Here is a 26,483-nt window from a genome sequence, read left to right as displayed (position 1 = left end):
CCACTATCTATATTGCAGTTACCCACTAAGTGCTTGGGAGTTAGCCAATAATTAGAAAATATTGTTTTTTATAACACATAGTTCTATAGTCTGTTTGAAATTATCAAGTAGGTATTTATTCAACTGCTCTATTAACTTATCAGGTGTCAAAACATCTTTGGGAGAACTGCCGACAATGAATGGGATGTATTTCTCCTTCTTCAGTTCGGAAATAATATTAGCCTTTTGATTTCCTTTGCCTGAGTGATGATGAATTTGACCAATTACAATCAAATCATATTTTGTCTGCCCTTTCTGTAATGATTTATAGATATTGGCATTCTCTAATTTCGTATTACTGATAAAGTCTACATCCCACTCCGTCGTTGAAACTCCAATCTTTGCAAAATAGGAATTCAACTCGTATCTTATTTGAGATTGATTAGAAACCTCTCCTAATATACAAATGTGGAATGGGGAGTCAATACCAATCTTTCCAATTGTATTTGTAGAAGGTTTAGAAACATTTGATAACACGTCAAGATTTGTCTTATATTGCTCAATAATTATTCTTGCTTCTTCCAGGTCTAACTCAAGCAGCTCACGTTTCTGTTTCTCATCATCTAATGCAGAGACAGACTTATCATATTCTTCAAATAGTTCTCGATATTCCTCTTCTAATTTGGTCAGTTTCTCATTGCTCTTCATTTTATCTTGAATCTGCAATTGCTGACTCTTAATGAACTTCCTCAAATTATGTTCATATATGGACTCATAGTTGTCTAAATCCATATCGTTTAACTTCTTGAAGAAGTCATAATAACAATTAGGAGATAAGATGTAGAAACGAACCTTTTCTTCGCTCTCAAGCCTCTCTAAATATTGTTTTCCTGCCAACAATTTATAATAATTGTCAGCTTTGAAATCTTTATCATCTTTAATCTCTATAATGATAGTCTCTTTTTTGGTCTTAAGAATAAAATCAGGGAAGAAACCATAATAAAAGCCATCCTCTTTCTGATATGCAATGCAAAAATATTTGCTCTCGCTCTTACCGTTCTTGTACCACCATTGCAAGTAGTCATCAGCCTCTTCTAAATTTGATATGAAAGTCTTTTCAGGTGTGGACAATTCGGTTTTCCCATTCTTGTCTTTTTTTGCAATAAAGCACCCTGTATCTTCTTGCTTTAAAATAGATTTAGCACTGGGTCTGACTTCCTCACAATTAGAGAATATATCAACAGAATTTGGCACTTCCCAATTCTCATTTTTTGTTATCTCATCTTTCTTTGTCGGTAAATTCTTATAAAGACCTTTAGCTTCTTCTATAACTTGTTTAAAATGGGCATTGTTATTCTGACTTGAACTCATTACAATCAGTTGAATAACATCATCATCGGCAATGTTAAGTACATTTTTAAACCAACTGCGAATAGCCGTTTTAAGAATACTCTGAGAGCGAGAAATTTCATAGGGATTCACCATTTTTCGCAAAAATCCATCATACATACTTTGTATCTCAACCTTGCTTCTAACAATTTGTTTCTTATCCTTAAATTTCGCTGCTTGTTCTTTATCTACTTCACTGAAGATAGCATCCAATTTTATAGTTTTCGAAATTTGTGTAACATCACAATTGATTTTGTCTTTTAACTCATATTCTTGTGCAGCCTGAAAGAAAACGGTTTTGAAATCACCCGACAACCTTGTTAGTTCTCTCTTACGACGAATATGCTCACTGAATAGTTTGGGCCTCGAACTATATATGTCGTGGTCAATTGTTAATCGTTGCTGACTTACATAATCCTTTGCCAAATCTTCGACAATGGTAAAGTTATCTGACGCAGTATAAACATATCCATAGTTTAATTCTGGCTTATCATCATAATGCGTCTGTTCTGGCATACGCATAATTCTGCCCAAAGTCTGAATATTAAACTCATATCTTTCATTATTCCATTCACGCTGAAGGAAAAGAATGCTTGCTCTCGGACAGTCCCATCCTAGTGCTATAGCTTCCTTAAATATCAGCACATCAACAGGGCTACTATTCAATTCCACTTCCTCTTTATTCCGATGGTCCTCGGATAGCCAAAGCGCAACCTTTCCATTTTGAACGGTCAAACCTTGTTCGCTCAAGAATCCAATAATCTCATCTTCTGGATTGATGACGTCATTAGGTCTTTTATTAGGTATCTGAACTAACAAAAGCGGATTGATGTCTTTTCCAAGACTCCTGTATGCGGTTTGAAGTTGTATGCGTTTCCGCAATGCCATTGTTAATATATCCTCATTGTTTTTAATTGAAGAAGGTTTTTCGTCGTTAATGTGGACTTCTTTTTTTATCATACCCTCGTCAATAACTCTTCTTAACGGAATATCAATTAGTGTCCCCGATGTGTTCTTAGGGGTTGCGGTAACTTCTATAATAAGTCTGGGACTGATAATATCTATCAGTTCTTTAGACTTGTCCGTACTTGCATTCCTATGACTTTCGTCAATCAACAATACAATTGTATTTCCTATATCTTTTGTGTTCTCTACAACGGATTGTAAATTCCAGTTTTGTTCATTATCAACACGGAATAAAGAGTTTTCTTTGTTGATACTTTCCCAGTTAATGAACATTATTTGGTTTTGTTCAATCGTGTTATCATTCAAATCCATATTGGTTATACACTCAAGCAGTCTTTCGTCTTCAAAGTATCGAGACAAACTATTTAAACTCTGCTCGTGCAAATTATTAACGGAAATCCAAATGAAAGAGAAAGCAAAATCTGGATTATCTTTCACCATCTGAGACAACGCCTGCGAAACCATGTAAGTCTTGCCGGATCCTGTTGGTGCTTTGAAAACGATGGTGGCACTATCTCTATACTCGTCAGTTATTAATTCTTTTGCTGTATTGGCGAGTTTACTGATGTAGTCCTTTTGATATGGTATTTCTTTCATTTCTTCTTCATTTTTGAAATCTTACGATATACGTTAATTATAGCTTCTGGTATTGGCTTTACAGAGTAATCAATGTTTAGTTCCACAAAGTCTTCTGTGTCATAAGTGTGGTCATAACTAAACACATAGATAACAGTTTTCTGCTTGACTTTATTATTGTTTAAGTAGTCAACACAATCACCAATGCTATCTTCATCATAAATAATTGCCATTTGTTTTTCCGTACTTTTAAAAATAGAGAAATCAAAAGTTCCTTTATTTCTTCTACGAACTTCTTCAAAGCAATCCTCTGCTACACAAAGAATCTCTGTACTGCGGTTAACTAATTCCCGTTTATCACTATCCGATGAAATTACAGGTACAAACGTTTGTGTGTAATACTTCAGATTAGCAGGTATTCCCTGCACATTAGAATATCCTTTTATAACCTTTTCAATTCTTGGATATGTAACTTCCGTACATATATTATTCTCGTTATTCGTGCACAAAATGAATTTACGATGACCACCATCTTCTTTGTTCATTTCTAATACAGCATGACCAGTTGAAGCACTACCTGCAAAGAAATCCAAAACAACAGAATTTTTACTATGTGACAGCAATTCTTTTATCAGTTCTATAGGCTTTGGGTTTTCAAAAACATCTTTCTTTCCAAATAATTTAGTAAGTAAACGCGTAGCATCTCCTGTTTCTGCAACATAATAATAGATACTACGATTCTTCAAGACTTTGACATCGTCACCATCGTAATATATTTTTTCATAGGGTATCCACACGCCATCATCATCTGTAGCCCATTCCACAAGCTCCTCATCAATTAATTTCTTCATTTTCTTCTTCCCAACCCTCCATCGGCCAGGACTTCCATCAGGTGCAATAGGATATATTCTTTTTTTATCTGGCGCTTTTATAGAAAAATACATGGTTGGTCTATCTTCACGTTTAGCAGCAGAACCCCATTTTGCCAATTTCACCAACCTATATTTCCCTTTCTCATCTTCTGATTTGTAGCCTTTGGCAGACATTGGTATTGTCTCGTCGATCCACATAAATGCAGATGTCCTTCTATAGCACAGAATATACTCATGTTCAGTAACAAAAAAATCATCAGTCTGTCCTCCCCCTGATTTCTTTCGCCAAATAATCTGCCCACAAAAGTTCTTTTCTCCAAAAATAGAATCGCACAAAAGTTTCAATTGAGCAACTTCGTTATTATCGACAGAAATAAAAATGACACCCGAACTTTTCAACAAGTTCTTAGCTAGCCGCATTCTTTTACTCATAAAAGACAACCATTTGCTATGCCGATATTTGTCATTTTCATCGACCCAACTGTCATTGTATTTCCACTCTTTCTTTTTTCCCGTATTATACGGAGGATCAATATATATTACATCAATACTCTTTTTATGTGTAAAACTTAGTGCATACAAAGAATGATAGTTGTCTCCTTCAATAATAATATTGTATGGCAAAGAAGGGTCGCAGACAATCTCTCGTGAACAATCCTTCTCCAACAAAGGAAGTTTAGACTCACACCGTTTCGCGACATCTTCTTCTTTGTCTTCCCAAACAAGGCCATATCGCTCCTTTTCCAATTTTAGTATCTTATCAATCAATTGCTCTTTTGATAAACTCTCGTATTGTGATTTGTTCATATATTTAATGTGAGTTCGACATAAGAAAATGTCGGAAAAATTTGTGGGAGAGAGAATTTTGTTATATCTTTATCGCTGAAAATCAATTAATTAATAATATAATCTCAACTCCCATGACAACTGCAAATTTAGTAGAAATATATTGTATTTTTGACGAATTCTGTAAAATTTTCAATCCGGAACTAAAAAACACCTTATTGCTGCGGATGGAAAACAGCATCGCAACCGCTCCTGCCGTGTTTCGGACGCAGAGATTATGACAATGCTCGTACTTTTTCATACATCCCATTTCAGGAATTTGAAAACGTTCTACCTTGGTTACATCTGCCGGCATATGCGCAAAGAGTTTCCAAATACGCTCTCTTACAACCGTCTTGTGGAACGTCAGCAAAAAATGCTTATACCGAACTCACATTAAAGACAATTCAAAAAAGAGGAAGCGCCTATTGACGTTTCCTCTTTAATCTGATTGTCTTTTGAAACCTTTTCTTGCGTTATGCTTCTGCTTTTGGTTCAACCGATACGACGCTGCGGTCGCGGTTGCCACGGCGGAACTTCACGATGCCATCAACGAGGGCATAGAGTGTGTTGTCCTTACCCATACTAACGTTTGTACCGGGATAGTGTACGGTACCACGCTGGCGCACGATGATGTTGCCTGCTACACAAGCCTGTCCGCCAAAAATCTTAACGCCTAATCTTTTGCTGTGTGATTCGCGTCCGTTCTTTGAACTGCCGACACCTTTTTTATGAGCCATTGTTTCTGATTTTTTTGATTAAGCAATTACTTGTTTGATAGTTAACTCTGTGTACTGGTGGCGATAGCCGTTGAGTTTGCGATGACCCTTGCGGCGCTTTTTGTGGAACACCAATACTTTGTCGCCCTTTACGAGCGGTTTTACAACTTCGCAGACTACTTTTGCGCCTTCTACGGCGGGCGTGCCTACGGTGATTGTGCCTTCGTTGTCAACGAGGAGGACTTTTTCAAATTCAACAGCCTGGCCTTCCTCTGCTGTGGGGATGTGGTTCACGAAGAGTCTTTTGCCTTCTTCAGCCTTGAACTGTTGACCGTTAATCTCTACGATTGCGTACATTATTATATCATTTAAACGGATTTTTCCGGGAGGCGGATGCCGTTCGGCACCACTTGACTTAGCCCCTTCGGACTCTAAAGCGCGGCAAAATTAGAAAGATTTTTTTAAACGACAAAGTGTAGTGACCATGTTTTTTACGAAAAACTCTCTGAAGAGGTCTATCAGTCGTTGCGATGTATGAGTCGGTGCAGTTGTGCAGCGTGTGTTGGTCGGTTCTTGTCGAAGATGGGGAGGACGGTATTGTAACCGTTTTCTGTAAGGTCGTTGGCGAGGTCGGTGTAGTTAGTGAGGAACCGTCCGAGCACCTCTTCGATGCTGTCCGCACTTCTTGGTTTGATTTCCAGACAGTTGTGGCCGTCCTTCATCAGTCCCGGTATGCCGCCTACAAGCGTTGTGATGATGGGTGCTCCGCTCATCATGGCTTCGTAGAGTGTGCGCGGGAAGCCTTCGTGGTAGGTTGGCAGGATGTATATGTCCGCCTTGCGCAGTGCTGCAAGCACGTTTTCTTTTCCTTCTACTCTTCCGTGCATGGTTACGCGGTCGTTGAGTTTCAACTCATTTATCTTCTGTCGTATGATTTCTGTGGGTGTGCCGTCGCCATAGATGTTGAGATGGAAATCGGGTATATCTGCGTTGTCGGTGAGCCGGCGAGTGGCTTCAAGGAGTTCTATCAGCCCTTTTTCCAGATCAAGGCGTGCAAGGAAAGAGACGTTGTACGTGGGCTTGGCAGTATGCGTACGACGGCAGAGGTCATCCTCTGAAAGGTCCACCATGGGCTTGATGGTCTCCACCACAGCCTTCTTGGTCTGCGCCTGAATGTTGTGCGTGAAGAGGTCGGTGCCTGTCAGCACGATGTCGGCATGTCGGTACAGGAAGTGCGAAATTTTGTCGTCAATACCCACCATGCCGCGCACATAAAGCCCGTAGCGCTTGCGGAAGATGGCACAGATCACTGTCAGCAAACGCAGCGATGAAGGATAGTAGAAATAGACGAAATCGTGCCGGAACAGTTCGATTGTTCCCTTGAAAAACAACTTCAGATAGGTAAGAATCTTATTCTTCCCCCGCTTTACATGTGCAAACTGCAAGCCGTGTTCCTCGATGTCGAAGGTACTGATGGTGCCTTTATTCGGGATGGACATCTGAAACAGTTTTACATTATTCCCGCAATCGCGCAACTCCTCTGAAAACGATCCTATTCCACCGTGGCAGACATATCTGTCGCCCTCCCGTAGCATGGCGCTATTATCGATGACAAGTATTTTTTTCATAAACATCGAAAAGAAAAATCAAGGAGGCCTGTGCGCAGTGCCACTGACCTCCTCATTTGTGTATGCACAGTGCATTTTGCTCTGCCTGGCAGTGCCCGAAGCGGGACTCGAACCCGCACAGCCATTTCTGGCCAAAGGATTTTAAGTCCTTCGTGTCTACCATTCCACCATTCGGGCAATGCGGGTGCAAAGTTATGATTTTTTGGAGAAAAGCGAAAAGAAACCATGAAATTCTTTCATCTGATGCCATGAAGAAGCATAAGTTTTTTTAATTTTGCAAAGAAAAACTGCTACAAATGAAAAAAATATTCTTCATCATCATCCTGACTTTGCTTTTCGCTGCGGGCATGCACGCGCAGATGCCGAAAGAAGAAGCGGAAGCCACTCCTAACTACACACAAGCCCTCGAAGCCGTGCAGAGCGGCAATGACATTGATCGCGCCATGTCTCTGCTCGAAAAGGAGGTTAAAACCAATCCCACGAACGGCTATGCTGCATTGCTGCTGGGGCGCATCTATCTGCTGAATGAGAACAATGTGGGTGCCATCAGTTCGTTGACCAAGGCTGCCAAGGCTCTGCCCAAGGGCGATAAGGAAAGCCTCGTAGGCTGCTATATGGCGAAAGGGTTGGCATACACTTTTATGAATGACAACAGCAACGCTCTGAAATGTTTCGAGCAGGCGAAGAAAACCGACCCGAAGGCAGGTGGTCCTTACTTAGTGATTGCTCAAATCTATGAGGAACAGGGCGATTCTGCAAAGGCTGCACAGACGCTTGCCGAGGCATTGAAGGCTGATCCGACGAATGCGGAAATTCATGAAGAACTGGGCAAAAGGGCCGCAAATGCGGAGCGACACAAAGAGGCTATAGAGCATTTCAGCATGGCAATCGCGGCGAATCCGACGAATGAAGATTACCTCGTGGAACGTGCCGTGGAATACTTTCAGACGGACAATGCCGGCTGTGGTGCAGACGACTTGCTCGATGCCTTCCAATATTGGATTTCAGGCGGCATGCAAGGTGGTGAAAAAATAGAAGCCGTGCTCAGTATTTTCATCGAATATGAGCATAAGACATTGCTCTCCAAAATACAAGAGCGGAATGCCGACGAAGAATCCTTTATCTGGAATATATTGGAGCGCGCCGTTTACGGAAAGATACCCGACCGGAAGGCGGCTTTGGCCTATTTTCAGAATCTTTACGAAAAAGAGGGTGCAAGTGTTGGACTCCGACTTGCTCAGGCCTACTACGACAATGGGCTTTACAGCAAGGCTTTGGAGGTAATAGAGGCAAATAAAGATGCGTCCGAGGAAGATGATGATTATCTCAATCTGGAAATAAAAGTATTACAAGGATTAGGGGAAAAAGAAAAACTGATGCGTGTGCTCAATGCTAATTTCCCCGATAACGATGGAGGTTCTTTTCCCTACATTATCCGGACAGCGGAAGAATACTATGATGGCAACATGGAGGCTGCTCTCGCTGCCATCGACAAAGCGCTTGAATTCGATGACATGAAGGAAAAGTCTAAAGCCTTGCTTTTTCGTGGTGTAATCTTAAAATGTATGGAACGTGAGGATGAAGCCAAGAAGGAATTCAATAGAGTTCTCAAGATGGCAGAAGAAGGAGAAGAAGTTGAAGAAAGAGATATAATGCTTGTAAACGCTTACTTAGGCAACTCCGAACAGGTGGAGGAAATTATTGGGAAATCAGATACTGATGATAACGATGATTTGCTCGCAATGGCTCAAACACGAGCCATTCAGGGGCAATATGACAAGGCTCTGCTTTATCTTGAACTGCTCAAGGAGAATGGTTATCCGCACTACAAGAGTCTTGGCAGAGACCCTGTCTTCCAACCCATGAAGGATATGGCAGACTATCAGCAACTTATGGCGGCCTGGAAGGCTGTCGTTGGAGAATAATTCCTTGTCCCACCTTTTCTGCATGAATACAGTCCGGAAGAATTCTTTAATGGCATGGTTCCTGGCGAGTCGCCCCAAGACATTGTCGGGTGCAGTGCTTCCCGTTGCTTTGGGCATAGCGTTGGCTTATACCGATGGAGTGGGGAAGATGCTGCCGGCTGTCTTGTGTGTGCTTTTCGCCCTTGTGATGCAGGTGGCAGCGAATTTCATCAACGACCTGTTCGATTTCCTGAAAGGCACTGACGGAGAGGACCGTCTGGGCCCGGAGCGCGCTTGTGCACAAGGTTGGATTACACCGTCAGCCATGAAAATTGGGATAGCATTAACAATCGTGCTTGCCGGCGGCATAGGACTTGCACTGCTTTGGCAGACATTCCTTTCTCGATGCAGTGAGGCATGGTGGCTCGTTGGCTTGGGTGTGGCGTGCATCGTGTTCGCTTTTCTCTATACCACCCTGTTGAGTTATTGCGGTATGGGCGATGTGCTGGTATGGGTGTTCTTTGGTTTTGTACCGGTTTGTGGCACCTATTATGTGCAGGCAGGCAACATCTGCAGTCATGCGCTTTGGCTCAGTGCAGCGGTGGGGCTTGTGGTGGACACGTTGCTTGTCCTGAATAACTACCGCGACCGCGACACTGACCGCATGAGCGGTAAGCATACGTTGATTTCCGTGCTTGGCGAACGCTTCGGACGCTATTATTATCTGGCAGTTGGCATGCTCGGAGTGGTCTGTCTGGTGCCTGTGGCTGTTGATGGTGCATGGGGTGTCATGATAGGTGCCTTATACCTGTTGCCACATATTACCACCTGGCGGACGATGACGCGCATCTTTTCAGGTAAGGCACTCAATAAGGTGCTGGCACTGACGAGCCGCAACATGATGATTTTCGGCATACTCGTCGTGGTGGGACTTATTTTATCCCAAATCGGTCATTAGACCGAAAAATGGGGTTTTATGGTCTCTTATGTCATAACAGCATATATTTTGGCGTTTTGTCTGTCTGTCACTCTCGACGTAGCCCGCTACGCCTTCGAGTGCCAAAAAGCCAAACCACCAAAATCTATACTATTCTGACAATAAATCAGATGACCGATTTGGATTTATAAAATACCCCATAGGACACCCTGCTGCACGTTTTTTAGCCTCTGTGATGGTGAAAACGCAGTAAAATAGTATTTTTGCACCATAAAAGTATATTTGAGTAGCACTCATGAAGAATAAACATTACAAGGGATTGCGTAAGGAGCAGGTGGAGGAAAACCGCCGCAAATACGGCATGAACATCGTAACGCCCTTTCATCGGCACTTTGCGCTGAAAGGACTCGCAGAAAAACTTAACGACACTATTGTACGCCTGATGCTTCTGGCACTTCTTGCCAGTTTCGTCCTTGCCGCTCTGGAATATTTTTCCACACCGATGAGTGGTGGCTTCAACCGCTCTGGCGATGCAGGCGTGTTTCTTTTGCCACTCGGCATCCTTGTTGCCATCCTCCTCGTTGTCGGGGTGGGCTATTGGCTGGAATACCGCTGCGAATGTGCTTTCAGGAAAATAGCCAAGGCAGACGACCGTGCGCCGGTTAAGGTGCTTCGCAACGGCTGTCTCACGGAAACAGAGCGCAGAAGCATCGTAGTGGGCGACCTCGTGTTCATCAGTGAAGGCGACGAAGTGCCGGCAGACGGCGAACTGCTCGAGGCAGTGAGGCTCGTTGTCGATGAGTCGCAACTCAGCGGTGGTGAGAAAGTAGCAAAACAGTCTCCCCGGGAAGGTGAGGAATCTACAGCCACTCAATACGTGCTTCGTGGCAGTAAGGTACTTCGCGGACACGGCATCTTCCGTGTGCAATTCGTAGGTAACCGCACACAATACCATGGTGTGTATGTGCATCCAACCATAGATAACAGCAATCAGAGTCCACTGAACCAGCGCACAGCGCGTCTTGAGCGTCTGATGAACTATGTGGGCTACGCTCTGGCTGTGGCGATTGTAGTGCTGCGAACGGTGCATTTCCTGAGTGATGGCGCAAGTGCCAATCTGGAGTTTTGGTCGTACTTCGTGAATACCTTGCTCTTGGCGCTCACCATGGTGGTTTGCATTGTTCCCGAAGGCTTGTCAATGAGCAGTACACTGGCACTCGCCCTGAGCATGCGCCAGTTGCGCAAGGCTTCTATCCTCGTGCGGAAGTCGGCTGCATGCGAAACGATGGGGCGCTGCTCCGTTGTATGCGTAGAGGCAGACGACTGGTTACTCTCTGATGACAGGAGTGTTGCAGCATCTCACATATTGGGTATTGATGGTCAGCAACTCGGCACGGACAAATCCTCCCGGCTTATTTCGGAAGGCATTGCGGTCAACACAATGGCATGGCTCGACATTTCAGACTACAGTGAGGTTTCGGCTGTGGGCGATCCTACAGAAGCCGCGCTTCTGAAATGGCTATGGAAGAAATCGACCGACAAGAGTTATGAAATGCTTCGCCTGAACGCACTCGTAGTGGACCGTCTGCTCTATTCCTCCGAGCGGCGCTATTCAGCCACTGAAGTGTTCTCCGGTGAGGTGCCTGGTGCAAGAATAGTGTATGTTTGTGGCGACGCCTTGACTGTGCTGTCCATGTCGGCTGATACGGCAGACGGTAGCCAGCGCGAAGTGCTTGAGCAGGAAATTCTCACAGCGCAGCAGAATGGTCTTTACACTGTGGGTTTCGCCTGTCAGGAACTCAACGCGACAGAAAAAGGCATTGACGGCGAGACGTGTGTGTCTGGACACCTTACATTCCAAGGCTATATGAGCATTGCTCTCCACGAGCGCGACGATGTGCTGGCTACGCTTGCAGAATTTGAAGAGGCGGGAGTCGAGGTGAAAATAGTTACTCAGAAACCGCTTGCCGTGGCAAAAGTGTTGGCAGAAAATATCAGTCATCTTTCAGACGGAGAAACAGTCAGTGCTTCTGACCTTCGCGATTTGAGCGATGACGAATTGCAGTCCCGTCTGGAGCATGTTAGGGTGGTGGGCGACGCTCTGCCTTCTGACAAAGAACGCATCGCAGTACTGCTCAAGGCGGTGGGACACACTGTGGCTGTTACGGGTACCACAGTGGCAGATATAGGTCTGCTGGAGAAGGCGGACGTGGGTCTGACAAGTGGTAGTAGTCCGCAGATGGTGAAGGATGCCAGCGACATCACCCTGCTCAATGGAGAATTCCAGAGTGCTGCTAAGGCTGTGATGTGGGGAAGGAGTGTTTATCTGAATATCCGCCGGTTCATCATGTTCCAACTGTCAGTATCCATTCTGATTGGAGCCGTAATACTGTTGAGTGCAGTGCTCTCTGTGCATAGTCCGCTTAATGCAATCCAACTGCTGTGGGTCAACCTGATAATGGACACTTTCGGCGCGATTGCCCTGGCTTCGCTTCCTGCTTCGCAAGGCATCATGAGACGAAAGGCACAGAAGAAAAAAGACACACCACTGGTAACGCGCGGCATGTGGATGCGCATAGGCGCCTTTGCCGCCGTGGGCTTCGTACTGCTTGTCGGCTTGCTCTTTGCTTTTTCTTGGTTCGAAGTGGGCAGCAATCTGCTCGATTGGTCTGCACGCGCTGAAGCAACTGCGTTCGCCCACCTCAACGGCATAGAAGAAAGCGCATTTTCCACGCTTTTTGTGTTCTTCCTGCTGATGCACCTCTTCAACTCACGCACACTTTACAGCGACAAAGGCCTTCTCGCAGGGCTCGGAAAATGCACAGGACTCTTGCTCGTGGCAGCAATCATAGTGGTCGTACAGGTGATGATTGTCAATTTCGGCGGCGATCTGTTCGGCACAGCCCCAATGGGGTGGATTGACTGGATCTTGATCGTAGTGGCAAGTATGATAGTTCTCTCGTTGGGATTTTTGAGATAGGAAAGTTATATAAACATTAAAACCATATTTAAGATGAAAAAAATTATGATGGCAGCCGCTTTGTTGACGCTGTGTTCCTGCACGGGTACACAAGGGCTCGGTCAATTTGGAAACGTATTCAACCAAGGCAGTACTACACCAACCTCGAAAGTGGGGACAACCAGTAAGCCTGCCACTTCTTCGAACGGCAATTTAGGTTTCGGAAACATCCTCAACACCATTCTTGGCAGTGGTAAAGTGTCGGAGAACAGTATTATAGGCGACTGGCACTATGCCGGCTCAAGTTGTGTGTTCGAATCAGAGAATATGCTTAAAAAGGCGGCAGGTACGGCTTCTGCCAACGAAATAGAACGACAATTGGACCAAAAACTCTCCGCCGCAGGCTTCAATAGTAATTCCTGCACCTTCAAGTTCAATTCCGACAAGACATTCAGCGGAAGAATAGCAAACAAACCTATTTCGGGGACCTATACGCTGGACACCAACAAGAAGATGATTACGCTCAACGTGATGAAAATCAAGAAGGTGAACTTACATGTGGCACAGAGCATGAAAGGCATCAGTCTGCTCATCGAGGGCGACAAACTCAAGAATCTGCTCAGCATAGCAGGCGGACTGACGGGCAGTGCCTCCATCAAGGCGCTCAGTTCGTTCCTCGGCAGTTACGACGGCATGCTTGTGGGTATTGAACTGGAGAAATAATCTTTGCAGTATTAAGAAAAAATCACATATAATAGTCATCGCAGTCAGGCGATGGCTATTTTATTCTGTCTAAACAATACTCAACTCTATCAAAGGACAGAAAAGCATTATTAATTCTTTTTAGCATTATGCGACTGCGTAAATCGAAAAAATGTGTTTATTTTTGCACCGTAAAACAACTATCACATTATGAAACGAATTTTCGTCAGTCTCCTCGTCATTGTTATGATGCTACCTGCCCTTGCACAGCAACTTCAAGTGGAGAAACGTGTGAACAGTCTGCTGACCTTCCCCGAATTCCGCAAGGCAAAGGTGTTGCAGAGTTTCAACAGATCGGTGGAAGCCGATGCCAATATATATTTGGGTAAGTCAACTCTGGTCTATAAGGACAGCAATCAGATAAAGGAAGCACTCAATGCCAGCATCGTTGGCGTGCAGTTTGACGATAGTACAAAATATATCATTATCAACTATGCCGACCGTCGGATGGCAAAAGTCGTTTCGCAGCGCAACTACAATTTTCTCCTTTGTGTGACTACTGTGGACCTTGAGAAATACAATGAAGAAACACGTGGTGGTGCCAATCTGCCATTCTTCGAGATAGATGGTGGTCTGTATGGTCCTTCGGCATTTTTGGAAACTGATGGCGATAAATGGGAGGATTCAAAGGGCTATCCGCTCAAGGATCAATATTTCTTCAGTGTGAAAGGTACCATTGTACCTGCAAACGAAACGGCCATTAAGCCATACATCAGTAAGGATTTCAAGGAGGCTTTCAAGAACAAGATGGCAGACCGCTGGTGGAGTTGGAAAGACCCAAATAACCTGAAGGACATCCTGCTCTTCCTGCCAGAATAAATACTGATTTATATAACTTTCCAGAACTACAGAACCGCCACGAAGCAATGCTAAACGTGGCGGTTTTGATTTTTTATTTACAAATCATTATGATTCTGTAGTGTCTTGATGTGACGTGTCAAAGGAACCTGAATTTAAGTCCAAAGGACAGCCTTAACCAATCTTCGAGTCCAAGATATTTGTTGGGTATGGCACTCGATAAATAGAGGTCGCAGGTGCTGATTTCGCCTAATGCAGAGATTGACTTGATGAAACTGCGCTTATGGTCTGGTATGTCGTAAGTGAAACTCTCTCCAAGGAATACATGAAAGCGCATCTTGCTCATAAAACCATAATAGCCTTTGGGATATCTTGAAGGTTTGTTTACCCAAAATTCGTTGCCAAAAACAAAGTTTGCGTATAAACCTGTCTGAAGTGGTTCGAAGGTGAAATATCCTTTTTTGTCCAGATTGATGCTCCAAGGGTTGAAAGTTTGCTTGAGTGTCATCGTAACTTTCACAGAACCGGAATAGTTCTTCGGTATGAAACCGAATAATACGTCCGTTTCCCATTGCGAGTGTTTGCCATAGTCCCAACCTATACCCAGATTAGCCAGTCCCATATCACCATAAAACTGCAATTTGCTATGAGTGGGAATCAATCGCAAGAATAAGTTTCTGTAACTCTCTATGCGGTCGTCGTAGCGTTTCTTTGGCTTCTTTGGTTTCTCGGTTTTCTTTATGGTGCTATCTTGCAAACAGATATTCAACGAATCACCATCTGCCGTCGTGGCCATTCCGTTGGGCGAAATGTCTTCTGCATGCACTCCCATTGTCAAAGTGAGAAACAGGAAGCCACTTGCCAACATCTTACTAATATTCCACTGCCTCATAGGTGTAATCGTTTTCGTTAATGGTGAAGAGCAGGTAGATGCGCTTGGCAATGTTCGGACACTCATAATACAGCAAACCATCGCCGAACAGGTCTTTCACGCTGATATTGTGCGAGTGACCATAGAGACAGAACAATGTGTTAGGAAAACTCAGAACATATTGCTCGAACACATTCATCACGTTGTTATTGAATATTTCGCTACCAGGCGCGCAATGCATCAGGAAAATGGTCTTTTCGGCTTCTGCAGGAAAATCAGCCTTCTGGCCGTCGAGAAAGAAGAAGTCGGGAATGGGCTCCGAATAGTCATAGTCCAAAGCATTTGTGTTGAGTACGATAAAGCGCACGTTGCCCGCAGTAAAGGCGAAGTTCGTATCGCCGAATATCTCACGAAACACGTGTTCACCCGTGCCGAGGTGGTCGTGGTTGCCGATGGCACAAATATATGGTACCTTGAGTTTGCTCAGGATGTTGCGCTGCCAGATAAATTCTCGGGTCATGCCGAAGTCGGATAGATCGCCACCATGCACCACGAAGTCGATGTCGTCGCGCCTGTTGAGTGCCTTCACGGCGTCCTCCGTCTCGTCATACCATCGCTGCGTGTCGCTGATCATGGCGAAGCGGAAACTCTTCTTGCCCCGCAGGCTGTCCTCTATGCGCGCTATGTTGCGTTTGTTCACTTCGCGCTCACCAGAGACGTGGGCATCGTAAGGATGCGCCTCAAACATGTCGCACGACGTCAGGAGCAACACAACGAACAATAACAGTAGGCTTCTTTGCTTCATTATCAAATAATCAAACAGAAAAAGTTAAAAAGTGCAAATTTAAGATTTATATGAATAAAACTGTCCCTTTTCGTGTGGTTTTGTCAATAAAAATTCGCCACGTAGATTCAAGTAGCAAGTGCAATATTAGTCTAAAAGTTTGTAAAATTCGTTTTTTGGGTTATTAAAGTTGAGTTTTTTTCTTGGTCTGCTGTTAATTTGCTTTTGTACTTCCATAAGATATTTGTCTGTGTATTGTTCTAAATTCGTTCCCTTAGGTATATATTGTCTGACGAGTTTGTTGTAGTTTTCTACACCTCCCTTTTCCCATGAGCTATAAGGGTGTGCAAAAAAGATTTTCGTGGAGAGTTTCTTTGCCAATTGACTATGCCTGGCGAACTCTGTTCCATTATCTGTAGTAATAGTGAGTACTTGTTTCTTGTAAGGAATCAACATTCTGTATACTGCTTCTTCCACGCCTTTTGCCTCTTTTCCATCAGGCAGCCTTTTGACCATCCCATATCCAGTACGTCTCTCGTAGAGTGTAACTAGCGCTCCTTTCCCATCCTTACCGACTATGGTGTCCATTTCCCAATCTCCGAAACGCGTGCCGTCTGCCTCTTCCGGCCTAAGGTCTATACTCACGCGGTCTTTTATGGGAATCCGTTTTCCCTTGTCTGTCTTCCGTCGCTTCTTCATTGCGTGACGGCAGAGTTTCCAAAGCATCCCTCCGCACTTCCTGTCGGTTCTGATGAATGCGTATATTGTTTCATGGGAGACGCATTCGCGCCCTTGTCTCTTTATATACCCGCATATCTGTTCGGGCGACCATTTCTTTTGCAGCAGACTTATGACTTCCCGCTTAAGGGCGTGTGTGAATCTTCGCGGTTTCTGAAGACGCGTCTTGCGGCGGTCTGCTTCGCGCTGTGCCTTTTCTGCATTATAAACCTTGGCACCGCCATTTCGATGGATTTCCCTGTAAAGGGTGCTTTCGTTCACCTCTATGAGGGCGGCGATCATCTTTTTGGTCAATCCTTGCTTTAATCCGTTCTGGATTGTGTACCTTTGCTGCGAGGTTAGCTGTTTATATTTCATATGCAACACAAAAGTAGTTAATCTCAGGGAGATGAAAATCTCCCTTTTGCTTTTATGTTGCTACTTGATGTCTCTGACTTACCTTTCAATCAGTGAATCCCACAGGACGAGTCTTGCACTTCTTATTTGAATTTAAGCCATGCCGTGAGAAATGACTAATTTAGCGCAGAAATCAGGCGATTGGCACAGAAGTTGCCCAAACGATAGTTATACAACAATTCAACATAGGAAAATATGCTACTTTATTGGTTAATATTCGGCGGTGTAGCCCTGATGAGTTATCTTGTTCAGGCCAACCTGCAGAAAAAGTTTAAGAAATTTTCAGAAGTACCAACCTCTTCCCGCCTCACAGGGCGCGAAGTGGCAGAAAAGATGCTCCGTGAAAACGGTATTTACGATGTCAAGGTAACGAGCACTCCCGGTTCACTCACCGACCATTTCAACCCTACTGACAAGACGGTGAACCTCAGCGAGAGCGTTTATAACAATTACAGCATCATGGCAGCCGCCGTAGCCGCGCACGAATGCGGACATGCCGTGCAGCACGCGAAGGCATACGGTCCGTTGCGTATGCGTACCGCCCTCGTGCCGGTGGTGTCGTTCTCGTCGAAAATCGTGATGTGGGTGCTTCTTGGTGGTATGTTGCTCGTAGAAGTATTCCCCGCTTTGCTGCTGTTAGGCATCATCCTCTTTGCAGCCACCACATTGTTCAGTTTTGTAACACTGCCGGTGGAAGTCGATGCCAGCCGCCGCGCTACGGCATGGTTGGAATCTTCGGCAACGGCAAACGCCACCGAACTGCCCATGGCAAAGGAAGCCCTCCACGCCGCAGCCTACACCTACGTAGCAGCCGCCCTCGGCTCATTAGCCACACTCTTCTACTACATCATGATTTTCCTCTCCCGACGCGACTGATAACGGAAATCAAGAACAAAGACAAAACAACTTGCCGCTTTGCAGACTCTTGTAGTAAGCAAGGCGGCAAGTTTTTGTAAATCAGACAATTCTTTCTCGGAAGTCCGCATGTCCTGCGTCGGCCTATTTGGCTACCTTGTCAGAAAATCGTAACTTTGCGCGAACTTAAACCATTCAGCATGAAAAAGATGAAAAGATCTCTTATTTACACCTTACTGCTGTTGTTTGTTCCTATCGTAGCGCAAGCACAGTCGGTAAATCTCACGCCTTGGCCTAAGTCCATTACGACAGGTAGCGGCATGTTCGTATTCCCTAAGACTTTCAACATCAACACCATCAATCTCGATGCTGCTCAGATGACGGAAGTAAAGAGTTTCGCTACGGATTTTAGCAATGCAACCGGCCTGACAGCCACAGTGGCTTCGGACGACAGCGCACCTGTTAATGTGCTTTATTCAAGTTCTGTGACTGATCCTGAAGGTTATAATCTTACCATTACCTCTTCCAAAATCAGTTTGCAGGCCAGCACTGCAGTGGGTGTGTTCTATGGTCTTCAGTCGCTTAAGAAGATGATGCCCGGCAACGTGATGCTCGGTATTTTCAAACCAGGCGAATACACTGTGCCTGTAGTAACCATAAAGGATGCTCCACGCTTCAAGTACCGTGGTTTTATGCTCGATGTGAGCCGCCATTTCTTCGATGTCAATGAAGTGAAGAAAATCTTGCGTCTGATGTCATACTATAAGATGAACTTCTTCCATTGGCACCTTACCGACGACCAGGGCTGGCGCGTGCAGATAGACAAGTATCCCAAACTGACCACCGTTGGTGCCACTCGCAGCAATTCGTGGAACAGTAGTTTGAAATATGGCCAGTACTGGACCAATAGTCAGTATGGACCCTATTTCTACACGAAGGATGAAATTCGCGACGTCGTGGCATACGCCGAGAAACTCCATATTACCATTGTGCCTGAAGTAGATATGCCGGGGCACATGTGTGCAGCCATTGCTGCCTATCCCGAATACAGTTGTACGCCGAACGGCAACCACAGCGTACAAATTAGCGGTGGTGTGTACAACGATGTGCTCAATGTGGCTAATGAGGGCACTGTGCAGTTCTGTAAGGATGTCATCACCGAATTGGCAGAACTCTTCCCGGGCGAACGCTTCAACATCGGAGGCGACGAGTGTCCTACAACGGCTTGGGAAAATAATGCAGAATGTCAGGCAAAGGTAAGTAGTCTTGGATTGTCAAACTACAGACAGTTGCAGAGCATTTTTATTAAAGAGATGAGCGACCATCTTGTCTCACTCGGCAAGAAAGTTAGCGTATGGAATGAAGCAATTACCGCAGGTAATGCTAACACTGATTTGGTAGCGCAGACTGGCGCAATCGTTTATTGCTGGAATCCTACTGCTAATTCTGCCGCTAAGGCAAAAAATCTTGGCTTGCAATGTATCATCACCCCATGGGAGACTAATGCCAGCTACTACATCAACCGTAAGGCTAATACGCAGGACTATGGTGCAGGGTACGGACAGGCGGACAACCTGAAAATCATGTACAACTACCAGCCTATTGACAATGGCGTTACTTACGGTGTGCAAGGCACATTCTGGTGCGAACACGTGAGCGATGTGGACCATCTTGAGCACCTTGCCCTGCCGCGCCTCATGGGTATTGCTGAGAGTGGATGGACACCATTGGCAAGCAAGAATTTCAACCAGTTTGTCAATCGCATGAAGCAGGATACAGCCATGCTCAGGATGGGTGGATACAACTACCATCCACAGTTCATTGAATATGAGGGAGCGGAACCCACCGCCAGCGATGAAGACCGTGTATATCCGGTGAGTTCTACCGGTTTGAGCGGGGACAGCAAAAAATATTACCGCATTGTAACGAAAGCCACCGATGAGCGCGCAAACCGTTGTTGGGAACTGATTCGTTCTGGCTCTCCGCTTCTGACCACCTATAGCAGTTATTCTCCTGCTGTAGGACAACTCTGGACAAACACCCAGGCAGCCACAACGGATGCTGCCTACGATTACCAGATGTGGGCATTCGAGGAGGACCCTAATAACCCCGGCAAATATGCTTTAGTCTGCAAGGCTTTGCCGGACGGTTCACTCAAGCAGAACGCTACAGCATTCAACACCAATGGCTACTGGAGTTACGACAACAGTGCAAAGCATTATAATTTCATACTCGGCAGTGGAGGATATGGTGCTCAGGGAGACAATTACTATTACACCATTTGCAGTGACCAGAGCACCAGTCAATATATGAACCATTCCATGAGCGGCAAGGGTTACCGTGTGAATTGCTACACCGACCCTGCCAGCGGCAATGGGGGGCTCTGGACATTCGTGCCTACTTTTGACATATCGGACATTACAAGTACTAAGCAGATGCGCAAGGAAGCACAAACCTTGTTGACGAAAGCCAGAACCTACACCTCAGAGACTGAAAAAAACTATGGCGCATTTTCACAAGAAACGGTTGATGCACTGAATGCTGCACTGAGTGCTGACAATGATAACGCAGTAGCAGAAGCATTGGCAGCGGTAAAGAATTCCATCTTGCTGCCACAGAAAGATGACACTATCCTTATTGCAAACACATGGGACACCTTCAATGGTGCCACAATCTGTGTCAGGGAGGGGAATTCCAACCTTGGAAACACCGAAGAAGTCTTTGCAGAGAACGCATGGGTAGTGAATGCTGCACGTGCCAACACCAGTGCCGAGATGAGCGTCAATATGCGGCTCGTCAGTGCAACAACACGTGGACGCTATGTGGGCAGTCCGGCTTCAAGCGCTACCGGAAAGCTCGGAAACCTCGTCAATACGGTAAGTGGATACATCACCCTGACGTATAACCCTGAAGAGGGCGATTTCATCATCACGAATGCTGCCACGTCTTCGTCCACGCCTCTCCGCTATTATCCCATTTCAATCCATTCCACGAGCGAACCGGGCACCATCGGCTCAGATGCCAGCGCCATACGTCCGCAGGGGACGGGCTGGCTGCCAAAGGCCGTCCGCCTGTTCACGTACAACTGCATGACAGTAAGTGGCACAGCTCTCGGCAAGAAGTATTACAGTTGCCCCATCGAAGAGTTGGCTACACCGGCCACACCCGAATTTGAAGGGCTATATCTTTCGAGCATGGTGAATACCTCCGGCAATGCCTACAACCTGATATATGACGACCAGCCAACGGGCATCGCATTGCACACATCAGGCAAAGCCGCCAACGGAGCGACCTACGATCTTCAGGGTCGCCGCGTAAGCAAGGCGGGCAAGGGCATCTATGTCATCAACGGAAGAAAAGAAATCAGATAGTTTCTATCTTGCATACATTATAAGCACAAAAAACAAGACGCAATGCGCCATCCTTTCTGTAACGGAGTGGCGCATTTTAAAGATAGAAGATGACAGGACTCATTATGCTTTTTACGCTTTTAGCGTATTTCTCTCTCCTCCTGTGGATTTCGTATCGCATGAGGAACTCGGGCAGCAATGATGCATTTTTCCGTGCAGGTCGTCATTCTTCATGGGGCATGGTGGCGTTCGGTATGATTGGCGCCAGTATCAGCGGGGTATCGTTTGTCAGTGTGCCAGGTTGGGTAAACAAGACGGACATGACCTATCTGCAGATGTGTGCCGGTTTCTTCTTCGGCTACTTACTTGTGGCATTCGTGTTGCTGCCGATGTACTATCGCCTGAAATTGACAAGCATCTACAGTTATCTGCGCACACGTTTTGGTGCTTCCGCACAGACCACGGGTGCCTCTTTTTTTGTGATGAGTAGGCTCACGGGGGCTGCAGCGCGCTTGTATCTGGCGTGTGTGGTACTGCAGGAATTTGTAAGCGAGCCGTTGGGTGTGCCCTTCTCGCTGACGGTGATAATTGTACTCGTGCTCATCTGGCTTTATACACGTCGCAGTGGTATGAAGACCATTGTGCACACCGATGCCCTGCAAACGTTGTGTCTGTTGCTGGCTTTGGTGGTGATGTTCGTCATCGTTATCGTGAAGATGGACCTTTCTACGCAAGGCATAATAGATGTAGTCAATAACAGTGGGATGAACCAAGTGTTCTGTTGGGAAATAGGCAGCAAGCAATACTTTTGGTGGCAATTCCTAAGTGGCATATTCGTTGTGGTGGTCATGACTGGGCTTGACCAGGACATGATGCAGAAAAACCTCACTTGTCGCAGCCTACGGGATGCACAGAAAGATATGTGTGCATACGGCATCTGTTTCTTGCCAGTCAATTTCCTTTTTCTCGTGTTAGGCATCTTGCTCTACACCTTTGCCAACCAACACGCCGTTACGGCCACAGGCGACGAACTGATGCCCGCATTGGTGAAAAGCGGGCTGTTGGGAAACGTAGTCATCATCCCTTTTGCCATAGGCATTGTCTCGGCAGCATTTTCAAGCGCCGATAGTGCTATGACGTCGCTCACCACAAGCATCTGCATCGATATCCTTGGTGTGGAACAGAAAGGGCGCTCCAAACCCGATGCCGAGCGAATCAGAAAGCGCGTACACATTGCTGTGGTTCTCGCCTTTCTGACGTTTATTTTGCTTTTCCGCGTCTTGAGTAGTCAAAACGTTATCAACACCATCTATGTCATGGCGTCCTACACATACGGTCCCTTGCTTGGACTCTATGCCTTCGGAATGTTCACGAAACGCACCGTGCGAAGAAAATCAATACCTTACATCTGCATTGCAGCACCACTAATTTGTGCAGCGCTCGATTATTCTTCACCCCGTCTTTGGGGATATACCTTTGGCTACGAACTCTTGATGCTCAATGGTTTGATTACTTTCATGGCACTTTATCTCGCATCCATCGGAAAGGAACTAACACCAAGCCATGAAACGCTTTAACTATTTTTATGAACGAAAAACAGTCTTATAAGGGATAAATATGGTTGGTTTTGCCTAACTTCGCACACAATGAAAAGAATTGCATATTTCATCCTGTTTTTGCTTTTGACAGGCACTGCCTCTGCGCAAACCATTATTGATTTGAGCAAGGGTGGCAAGGTGCGCAACAAAACCACCGACGACTATAACCTCGATGAAGCGGTTGCACGACGCATCAAGAAAGACTCTCTGGCATACAATGACCGACTCACACTCGCTTTTAATGCCCTTAATGCAGACTCCCTTTCCGAGGCCGAAAGTCTCTTCAAGGAAGCACTAAAGTTGCGCCCTGATGCGAAAGGCAACCATGTGGTGCGTGCAAATCTCGGACGCATTGCATACGTGCGAAACGACTATCGCAAGGCGGAAACGTATTTCAGCGAGGCACTTAAAGCCGACCCGGACATGGACGATGTGCGTTTCCTGCGTGCGCAGTGCTACCACGAAATGAAGGACTATCGTCGCTCACTTGAAGATTGTAAAATATTGCTCGAAAGCAAGCGCAGTGATATAAACACGAAGCAGGTGCGTTTCCTGAAGTCGGCAGCAGAGATGCGACTGCGTCTCTATGCTGATGCGAGGAACGACTTGGAGGCCATCGTGTATGAAGATCCCGAAAATACCAGTGCGCGGCTGTTGTTGGCATTGGTGGACGAGAACGATGGGCGGCAACAGATGGCACTTGAGCGGCTTGATGCGCTTGTGCAGGGCTATCCCGAACTCACTGACGCACGGGTGGCACGGGCAGAACTTCTGTACAGGATGGGCTTTCTGGACCGTGCGCTCATCGACTATGATGCCGCCATATCAGCGCAACCCAATGATGGTACCCTCTATGTGGGGCGCGCGAAGATACTTATCACGCTGAAGCGCATGACTGCTGCTCGTAAAGACCTCGACAGCGCCGTGGCAGCAGGTGTGTCGGTCAGCGAAATGCAAAGTATGTACAGGGCATTGTCTAAATAGTATATACCATAATCATGAATAAGATAAACAGAATTTTCTTTGTCCTTGCATTGACGTTTCTTGCAGTGCAGGCGATGAGAGCCCAAATGCCGCAACCTAAGTATGAAGTAAGGGCGGTTTGGCTGACCACACTGATGAATCTCGACTGGCCAAAGAGTGCTGCCACAACAGCAGAAGGCGAAGCGCGGCAGAGAGCCGAACTCGTACAGATGTTCGATGAGTTGCAACAATGCGGTATCAATACTGTGGTGATGCAGGCGCGTGTGAGAAGTACAACGGTTTATCCGTCGAAAATAGAGCCGTGGGACGCTTGCATGACGGGTAGGGCAGGAAGAGCGCCCGGTTACGATCCGCTGGCGTTCGCTATAGAGGAATGTCATAAGCGCAACATGGAACTTCATGCCTGGGTGGTGTGTTTCCCCATTTGCAAACTGCCGGCAGCGAAGCAACTCGGGAATGCGGCATTGCCTAAAAAACGTCCTGAATTGTGCCAACTTTGTGACGACCAGTGGATGATGGACCCGGGAGTGCCTGGCACAGCCGATTACATCGCCTCCATTTGCAAGGAAATCGTGGAAAATTATGATGTGGACGGCATAAGTCTCGACTATATCCGTTATCCGGAATCGTCTATACCATTCAATGATAACAAGACCTATCAGAAATACGGCAAAGGACAAAACCGAAACCAGTGGCGCTCGGAGAATGTCACGCGGACAGTTCGTGCAATCCACGATGCAGTGCGTTCCGTAAAACCTTGGGTAAAACTGAGTTGCTCTCCGGTGGGCAAGTACTGCGACCTTCCCCTTCATAGTTCAAAGGGCTGGAACGCACGCGATGCCGTACATCAGGATTGTGTGGCATGGCTCGACGAAGGACTGATGGATATGCTCATGCCGATGATGTACTTCACGGGTGATCATTTTTATCCTTTTGCTGTGGATTGGCAACAACGTGCCAACGAAAAACCCATCGTGCCGGGACTGGGCATCTATTTCCTGAACAAGAACGAAAAGAACTGGAACCTCGATGTGATTACCCGCGAGATGAACTTCCTGCGCTGGCTTGGTATGGGGCAGGCTTATTTCCGCACACGATTTCTGCTGAACAACGAAAAAGGTCTTTACGACTATTGCAAAGACCATTTCTACTCGCGCAGTGCACGCATACCGCCCATGACGTGGGTAAGCAATAAACTGCCCGCCACACCGCGCCTGCAATCCACGCAGAACAAATGGGATATACGTTTGAGTTGGGACGCACAGCCCGATGCCGTACACTATAATGTATATCGTTCCGACGTACTTTCTGAAAACTTGGATTTTGCGCAAATCGTTGCAGAAAACCTTAAAACCACAGAATTTGTCTATGCGCCAGCCTTGCCCGATAAACTTCGCGGCTGTTTTGCCGTTACGGCTGTTGACCGATATGGTAACGAAAGCAAACCTGCCTTGGTGAATACGCTCAGAAAGAACATAGAAAGCAACAAACGGCAGGATATGGCAGAAGTGGATGGCGTGATGGACGTGGGCAATGTGGATGCCGAAGAACTCGTAATTCTCGACATGGCAGGCAGAGCGGTGCTCCGGCACCCCAATGCCGACAGGCTTTATCTCTACGGTATAGCCCGCGGCTGCTACGAACTGCGTGCCATCGACAGCCAACACCGTACACACCCCCTGAAACTCTTCTGGAAGAAGTAGTGGCAGAGTGGTTATCATATTTTCAATATAGCGGTAATCTGTATTGATACACCTGCGGGTTGCAAGGCATCGTGTCCTTACAACCCGCAGGCGTTTGGAGTTAAAAATACGTGTCAGGCGATGGTGATGAGCACTGTGCCTTCGAGCACACTGTCGCCTGTCTGTACGGCAATACCGCTGACAACACCATCGTTCTCGGCTGCAATGTTGTTCTCCATCTTCATGGCTTCAAGCACGACAACTGTTTCGCCTTTCTTCACACTTTGACCGAGTTCCACCTTGATGCTTGTGATTACACCAGGGAGGGGCGCTTTCACTGCTACGCCTTCGCCGGCACCCATAGGTGCTGTCGCTGCTGCTTTTGGTGCTTCCTGTGCAGGAGCGGCAGGAGCGGATACAGGCGCGCTGGCTCCCTCTGATACAGAATCGGGCAGGGCGCTTTCCACGAGTGTGCTACCAATCATTTCTACATCGAAAGGCAGACCGTTTACTTCAACCTTTGCTTTGTTACCATTGATACTGTCGATGGTAACGTCAAACTCGGAACCGTTGATTTTATATTTATATTGTTTCATCGTTGTTTGATTTTTTCGGAATTCTATATTCTGCCATCGAGCCTGTTCATCAGTTCGTAGGGACTGTTCCATGAACTCTCGGTGTGGCTGAGCGTGATGACGCCTGCTTCATCATCGTGCACATCCTCCACCTGATATTCTATCAGTGCAAGGGCGATGACTGCAGCGTATTGCTTCATTTCCTCATCAGTTGGTGTGGGGAAAGCGCCGTCCACCTGCAGTTCGGCAATGGTGCCGCTTTTCTCGTCAAGGCGTATCGAAAGTTCGCTGCCGTTGATGGTATATTTAAATGTTTTCATACTCTTGAAATTCTTT

Annotated in this window: 20 protein-coding genes, 1 tRNA gene and 1 pseudogene; 11 read left to right on the top strand and 11 right to left on the bottom strand. The window is 46.0% G+C overall.

The genetic code is table 11. From position 1 onward, the window contains the following. Window positions 1–51: 51 nt before the first annotated feature. On the bottom strand, window positions 52–2,931 hold the full coding sequence (locus C7Y71_RS05820) for a DEAD/DEAH box helicase (RefSeq protein ID WP_111899382.1): 2,880 nt from the start codon (window positions 2,929–2,931) through the stop codon (window positions 52–54). Next, window positions 2,928–4,589 (bottom strand): site-specific DNA-methyltransferase, encoded by a 1,662-nt coding sequence (locus C7Y71_RS05815; RefSeq protein ID WP_111899383.1) that lies wholly within the window; start codon window positions 4,587–4,589, stop codon window positions 2,928–2,930. Before C7Y71_RS05815 ends, C7Y71_RS05820 begins: the two co-directional genes overlap by 4 nt. 113 nt (window positions 4,590–4,702) lie before the next feature. Here C7Y71_RS05815 and C7Y71_RS12160 point away from each other — a divergent pair. After that, window positions 4,703–4,992: pseudogene (locus C7Y71_RS12160) on the top strand (IS982 family transposase); the annotation flags it as partial. A 91-nt stretch (window positions 4,993–5,083) separates the two neighbouring features. Here the strand turns inward: C7Y71_RS12160 and rpmA are convergent. The 4 genes from rpmA to C7Y71_RS05795 all read right to left on the bottom strand — a co-directional run bounded on the left by rpmA (window position 5,084) and on the right by C7Y71_RS05795 (window position 7,131). Further along, window positions 5,084–5,347 carry a 50S ribosomal protein L27 gene (rpmA, locus tag C7Y71_RS05810; protein ID WP_111899385.1) on the bottom strand — a complete coding sequence of 88 codons (264 nt, stop codon included), beginning with the start codon at window positions 5,345–5,347 and terminating at the stop codon, window positions 5,084–5,086. Window positions 5,348–5,365: 18 nt separating this feature from the next. Further along, window positions 5,366–5,683 carry a 50S ribosomal protein L21 gene (gene rplU, locus C7Y71_RS05805; protein WP_111899386.1) on the bottom strand — a complete coding sequence of 106 codons (318 nt, stop codon included), beginning with the start codon at window positions 5,681–5,683 and terminating at the stop codon, window positions 5,366–5,368. A 161-nt stretch (window positions 5,684–5,844) separates the two neighbouring features. Continuing rightward, window positions 5,845–6,954, bottom strand: a complete 1,110-nt coding sequence (locus C7Y71_RS05800) for a glycosyltransferase (protein ID WP_193215981.1) — start codon at window positions 6,952–6,954, stop codon at window positions 5,845–5,847. A gap of 92 nt (window positions 6,955–7,046) precedes the next feature. Then, window positions 7,047–7,131 (bottom strand) — tRNA-Leu (locus tag C7Y71_RS05795). Window positions 7,132–7,250: 119 nt separating this feature from the next. Between C7Y71_RS05795 and C7Y71_RS05790 the strand changes: the two genes are divergently transcribed. From C7Y71_RS05790 to C7Y71_RS05770, 5 genes are all read left to right on the top strand, one after another. Further along, on the top strand, window positions 7,251–8,879 hold the full coding sequence (locus C7Y71_RS05790) for a tetratricopeptide repeat protein (RefSeq protein WP_111899388.1): 1,629 nt from the start codon (window positions 7,251–7,253) through the stop codon (window positions 8,877–8,879). Window positions 8,880–8,901: 22 nt separating this feature from the next. After that, window positions 8,902–9,816, top strand: coding sequence for a 1,4-dihydroxy-2-naphthoate octaprenyltransferase (gene menA / locus C7Y71_RS05785; protein WP_111899389.1), 915 nt, complete (start codon window positions 8,902–8,904; stop codon window positions 9,814–9,816). Window positions 9,817–10,090: 274 nt separating this feature from the next. Continuing rightward, entirely contained in the window at window positions 10,091–12,775 is a 2,685-nt protein-coding gene (locus C7Y71_RS05780) for an HAD-IC family P-type ATPase (protein WP_111899390.1), read from the top strand. 33 nt (window positions 12,776–12,808) lie between these two features. Then, window positions 12,809–13,477 (top strand): lipocalin-like domain-containing protein, encoded by a 669-nt coding sequence (locus C7Y71_RS05775; RefSeq protein ID WP_111899391.1) that lies wholly within the window; start codon window positions 12,809–12,811, stop codon window positions 13,475–13,477. 189 nt (window positions 13,478–13,666) lie between these two features. Then, window positions 13,667–14,335, top strand: coding sequence for a hypothetical protein (locus C7Y71_RS05770; protein ID WP_111899392.1), 669 nt, complete (start codon window positions 13,667–13,669; stop codon window positions 14,333–14,335). Window positions 14,336–14,453: 118 nt separating this feature from the next. On the opposite strand, the gene C7Y71_RS05765 is transcribed toward C7Y71_RS05770, so the two are convergent. The 3 genes from C7Y71_RS05765 to C7Y71_RS05755 all read right to left on the bottom strand — a co-directional run bounded on the left by C7Y71_RS05765 (window position 14,454) and on the right by C7Y71_RS05755 (window position 17,064). After that, a complete protein-coding gene (locus tag C7Y71_RS05765; protein WP_111899393.1) occupies window positions 14,454–15,206 on the bottom strand; it encodes a hypothetical protein in 753 nt (250 codons plus the stop codon). Beyond that, window positions 15,187–15,990 carry a metallophosphoesterase family protein gene (locus tag C7Y71_RS05760; RefSeq protein ID WP_111899394.1) on the bottom strand — a complete coding sequence of 268 codons (804 nt, stop codon included), beginning with the start codon at window positions 15,988–15,990 and terminating at the stop codon, window positions 15,187–15,189. The genes C7Y71_RS05765 and C7Y71_RS05760 overlap by 20 nt, the downstream gene beginning before the upstream one ends. Before the next feature lie 126 nt (window positions 15,991–16,116). After that, entirely contained in the window at window positions 16,117–17,064 is a 948-nt protein-coding gene (locus tag C7Y71_RS05755; protein ID WP_151908877.1) for an IS30 family transposase, read from the bottom strand. Between the two features lie 234 nt (window positions 17,065–17,298). Here C7Y71_RS05755 and C7Y71_RS05750 point away from each other — a divergent pair, with 234 nt between their 5' ends. From C7Y71_RS05750 to C7Y71_RS05730, 5 genes are all read left to right on the top strand, one after another. Further along, window positions 17,299–17,979, top strand: coding sequence for a zinc metallopeptidase (locus tag C7Y71_RS05750; RefSeq protein WP_111897429.1), 681 nt, complete (start codon window positions 17,299–17,301; stop codon window positions 17,977–17,979). Between the two features lie 188 nt (window positions 17,980–18,167). Further along, the gene (locus C7Y71_RS05745) at window positions 18,168–21,329 is read left to right on the top strand and encodes a beta-N-acetylhexosaminidase (protein ID WP_193215980.1); all 3,162 of its coding nucleotides are present in this window, start codon (window positions 18,168–18,170) and stop codon (window positions 21,327–21,329) included. An 89-nt stretch (window positions 21,330–21,418) separates the two neighbouring features. Beyond that, complete coding sequence (locus C7Y71_RS05740; protein ID WP_111897427.1) at window positions 21,419–22,885, top strand: sodium:solute symporter; 1,467 nt, start codon at window positions 21,419–21,421, stop codon at window positions 22,883–22,885. A gap of 69 nt (window positions 22,886–22,954) precedes the next feature. Next, window positions 22,955–23,890, top strand: coding sequence for a tetratricopeptide repeat protein (locus C7Y71_RS05735; protein ID WP_111897426.1), 936 nt, complete (start codon window positions 22,955–22,957; stop codon window positions 23,888–23,890). 14 nt (window positions 23,891–23,904) lie between these two features. Continuing rightward, complete coding sequence (locus tag C7Y71_RS05730) at window positions 23,905–25,593, top strand: glycoside hydrolase family 10 protein (protein ID WP_226943580.1); 1,689 nt, start codon at window positions 23,905–23,907, stop codon at window positions 25,591–25,593. A gap of 113 nt (window positions 25,594–25,706) precedes the next feature. Here the strand turns inward: C7Y71_RS05730 and C7Y71_RS05725 are convergent, their stop codons facing one another. Together C7Y71_RS05725 and C7Y71_RS05720 are read right to left on the bottom strand one after the other, a co-directional pair. Then, complete coding sequence (locus C7Y71_RS05725) at window positions 25,707–26,168, bottom strand: biotin/lipoyl-containing protein (RefSeq protein ID WP_111897425.1); 462 nt, start codon at window positions 26,166–26,168, stop codon at window positions 25,707–25,709. 23 nt (window positions 26,169–26,191) lie between these two features. Further along, window positions 26,192–26,467 carry a hypothetical protein gene (locus C7Y71_RS05720; RefSeq protein ID WP_111897424.1) on the bottom strand — a complete coding sequence of 92 codons (276 nt, stop codon included), beginning with the start codon at window positions 26,465–26,467 and terminating at the stop codon, window positions 26,192–26,194. Window positions 26,468–26,483 lie beyond the last annotated feature (16 nt).

The sequence above is a fragment of the Pseudoprevotella muciniphila genome (genome assembly GCF_003265305.2).
Taxonomy (GTDB): domain Bacteria; phylum Bacteroidota; class Bacteroidia; order Bacteroidales; family Bacteroidaceae; genus Alloprevotella; species Alloprevotella muciniphila.
Note: the sequence above shows the minus strand (reverse complement) of the source record. Positions and strands in the feature narration are given on the sequence as shown.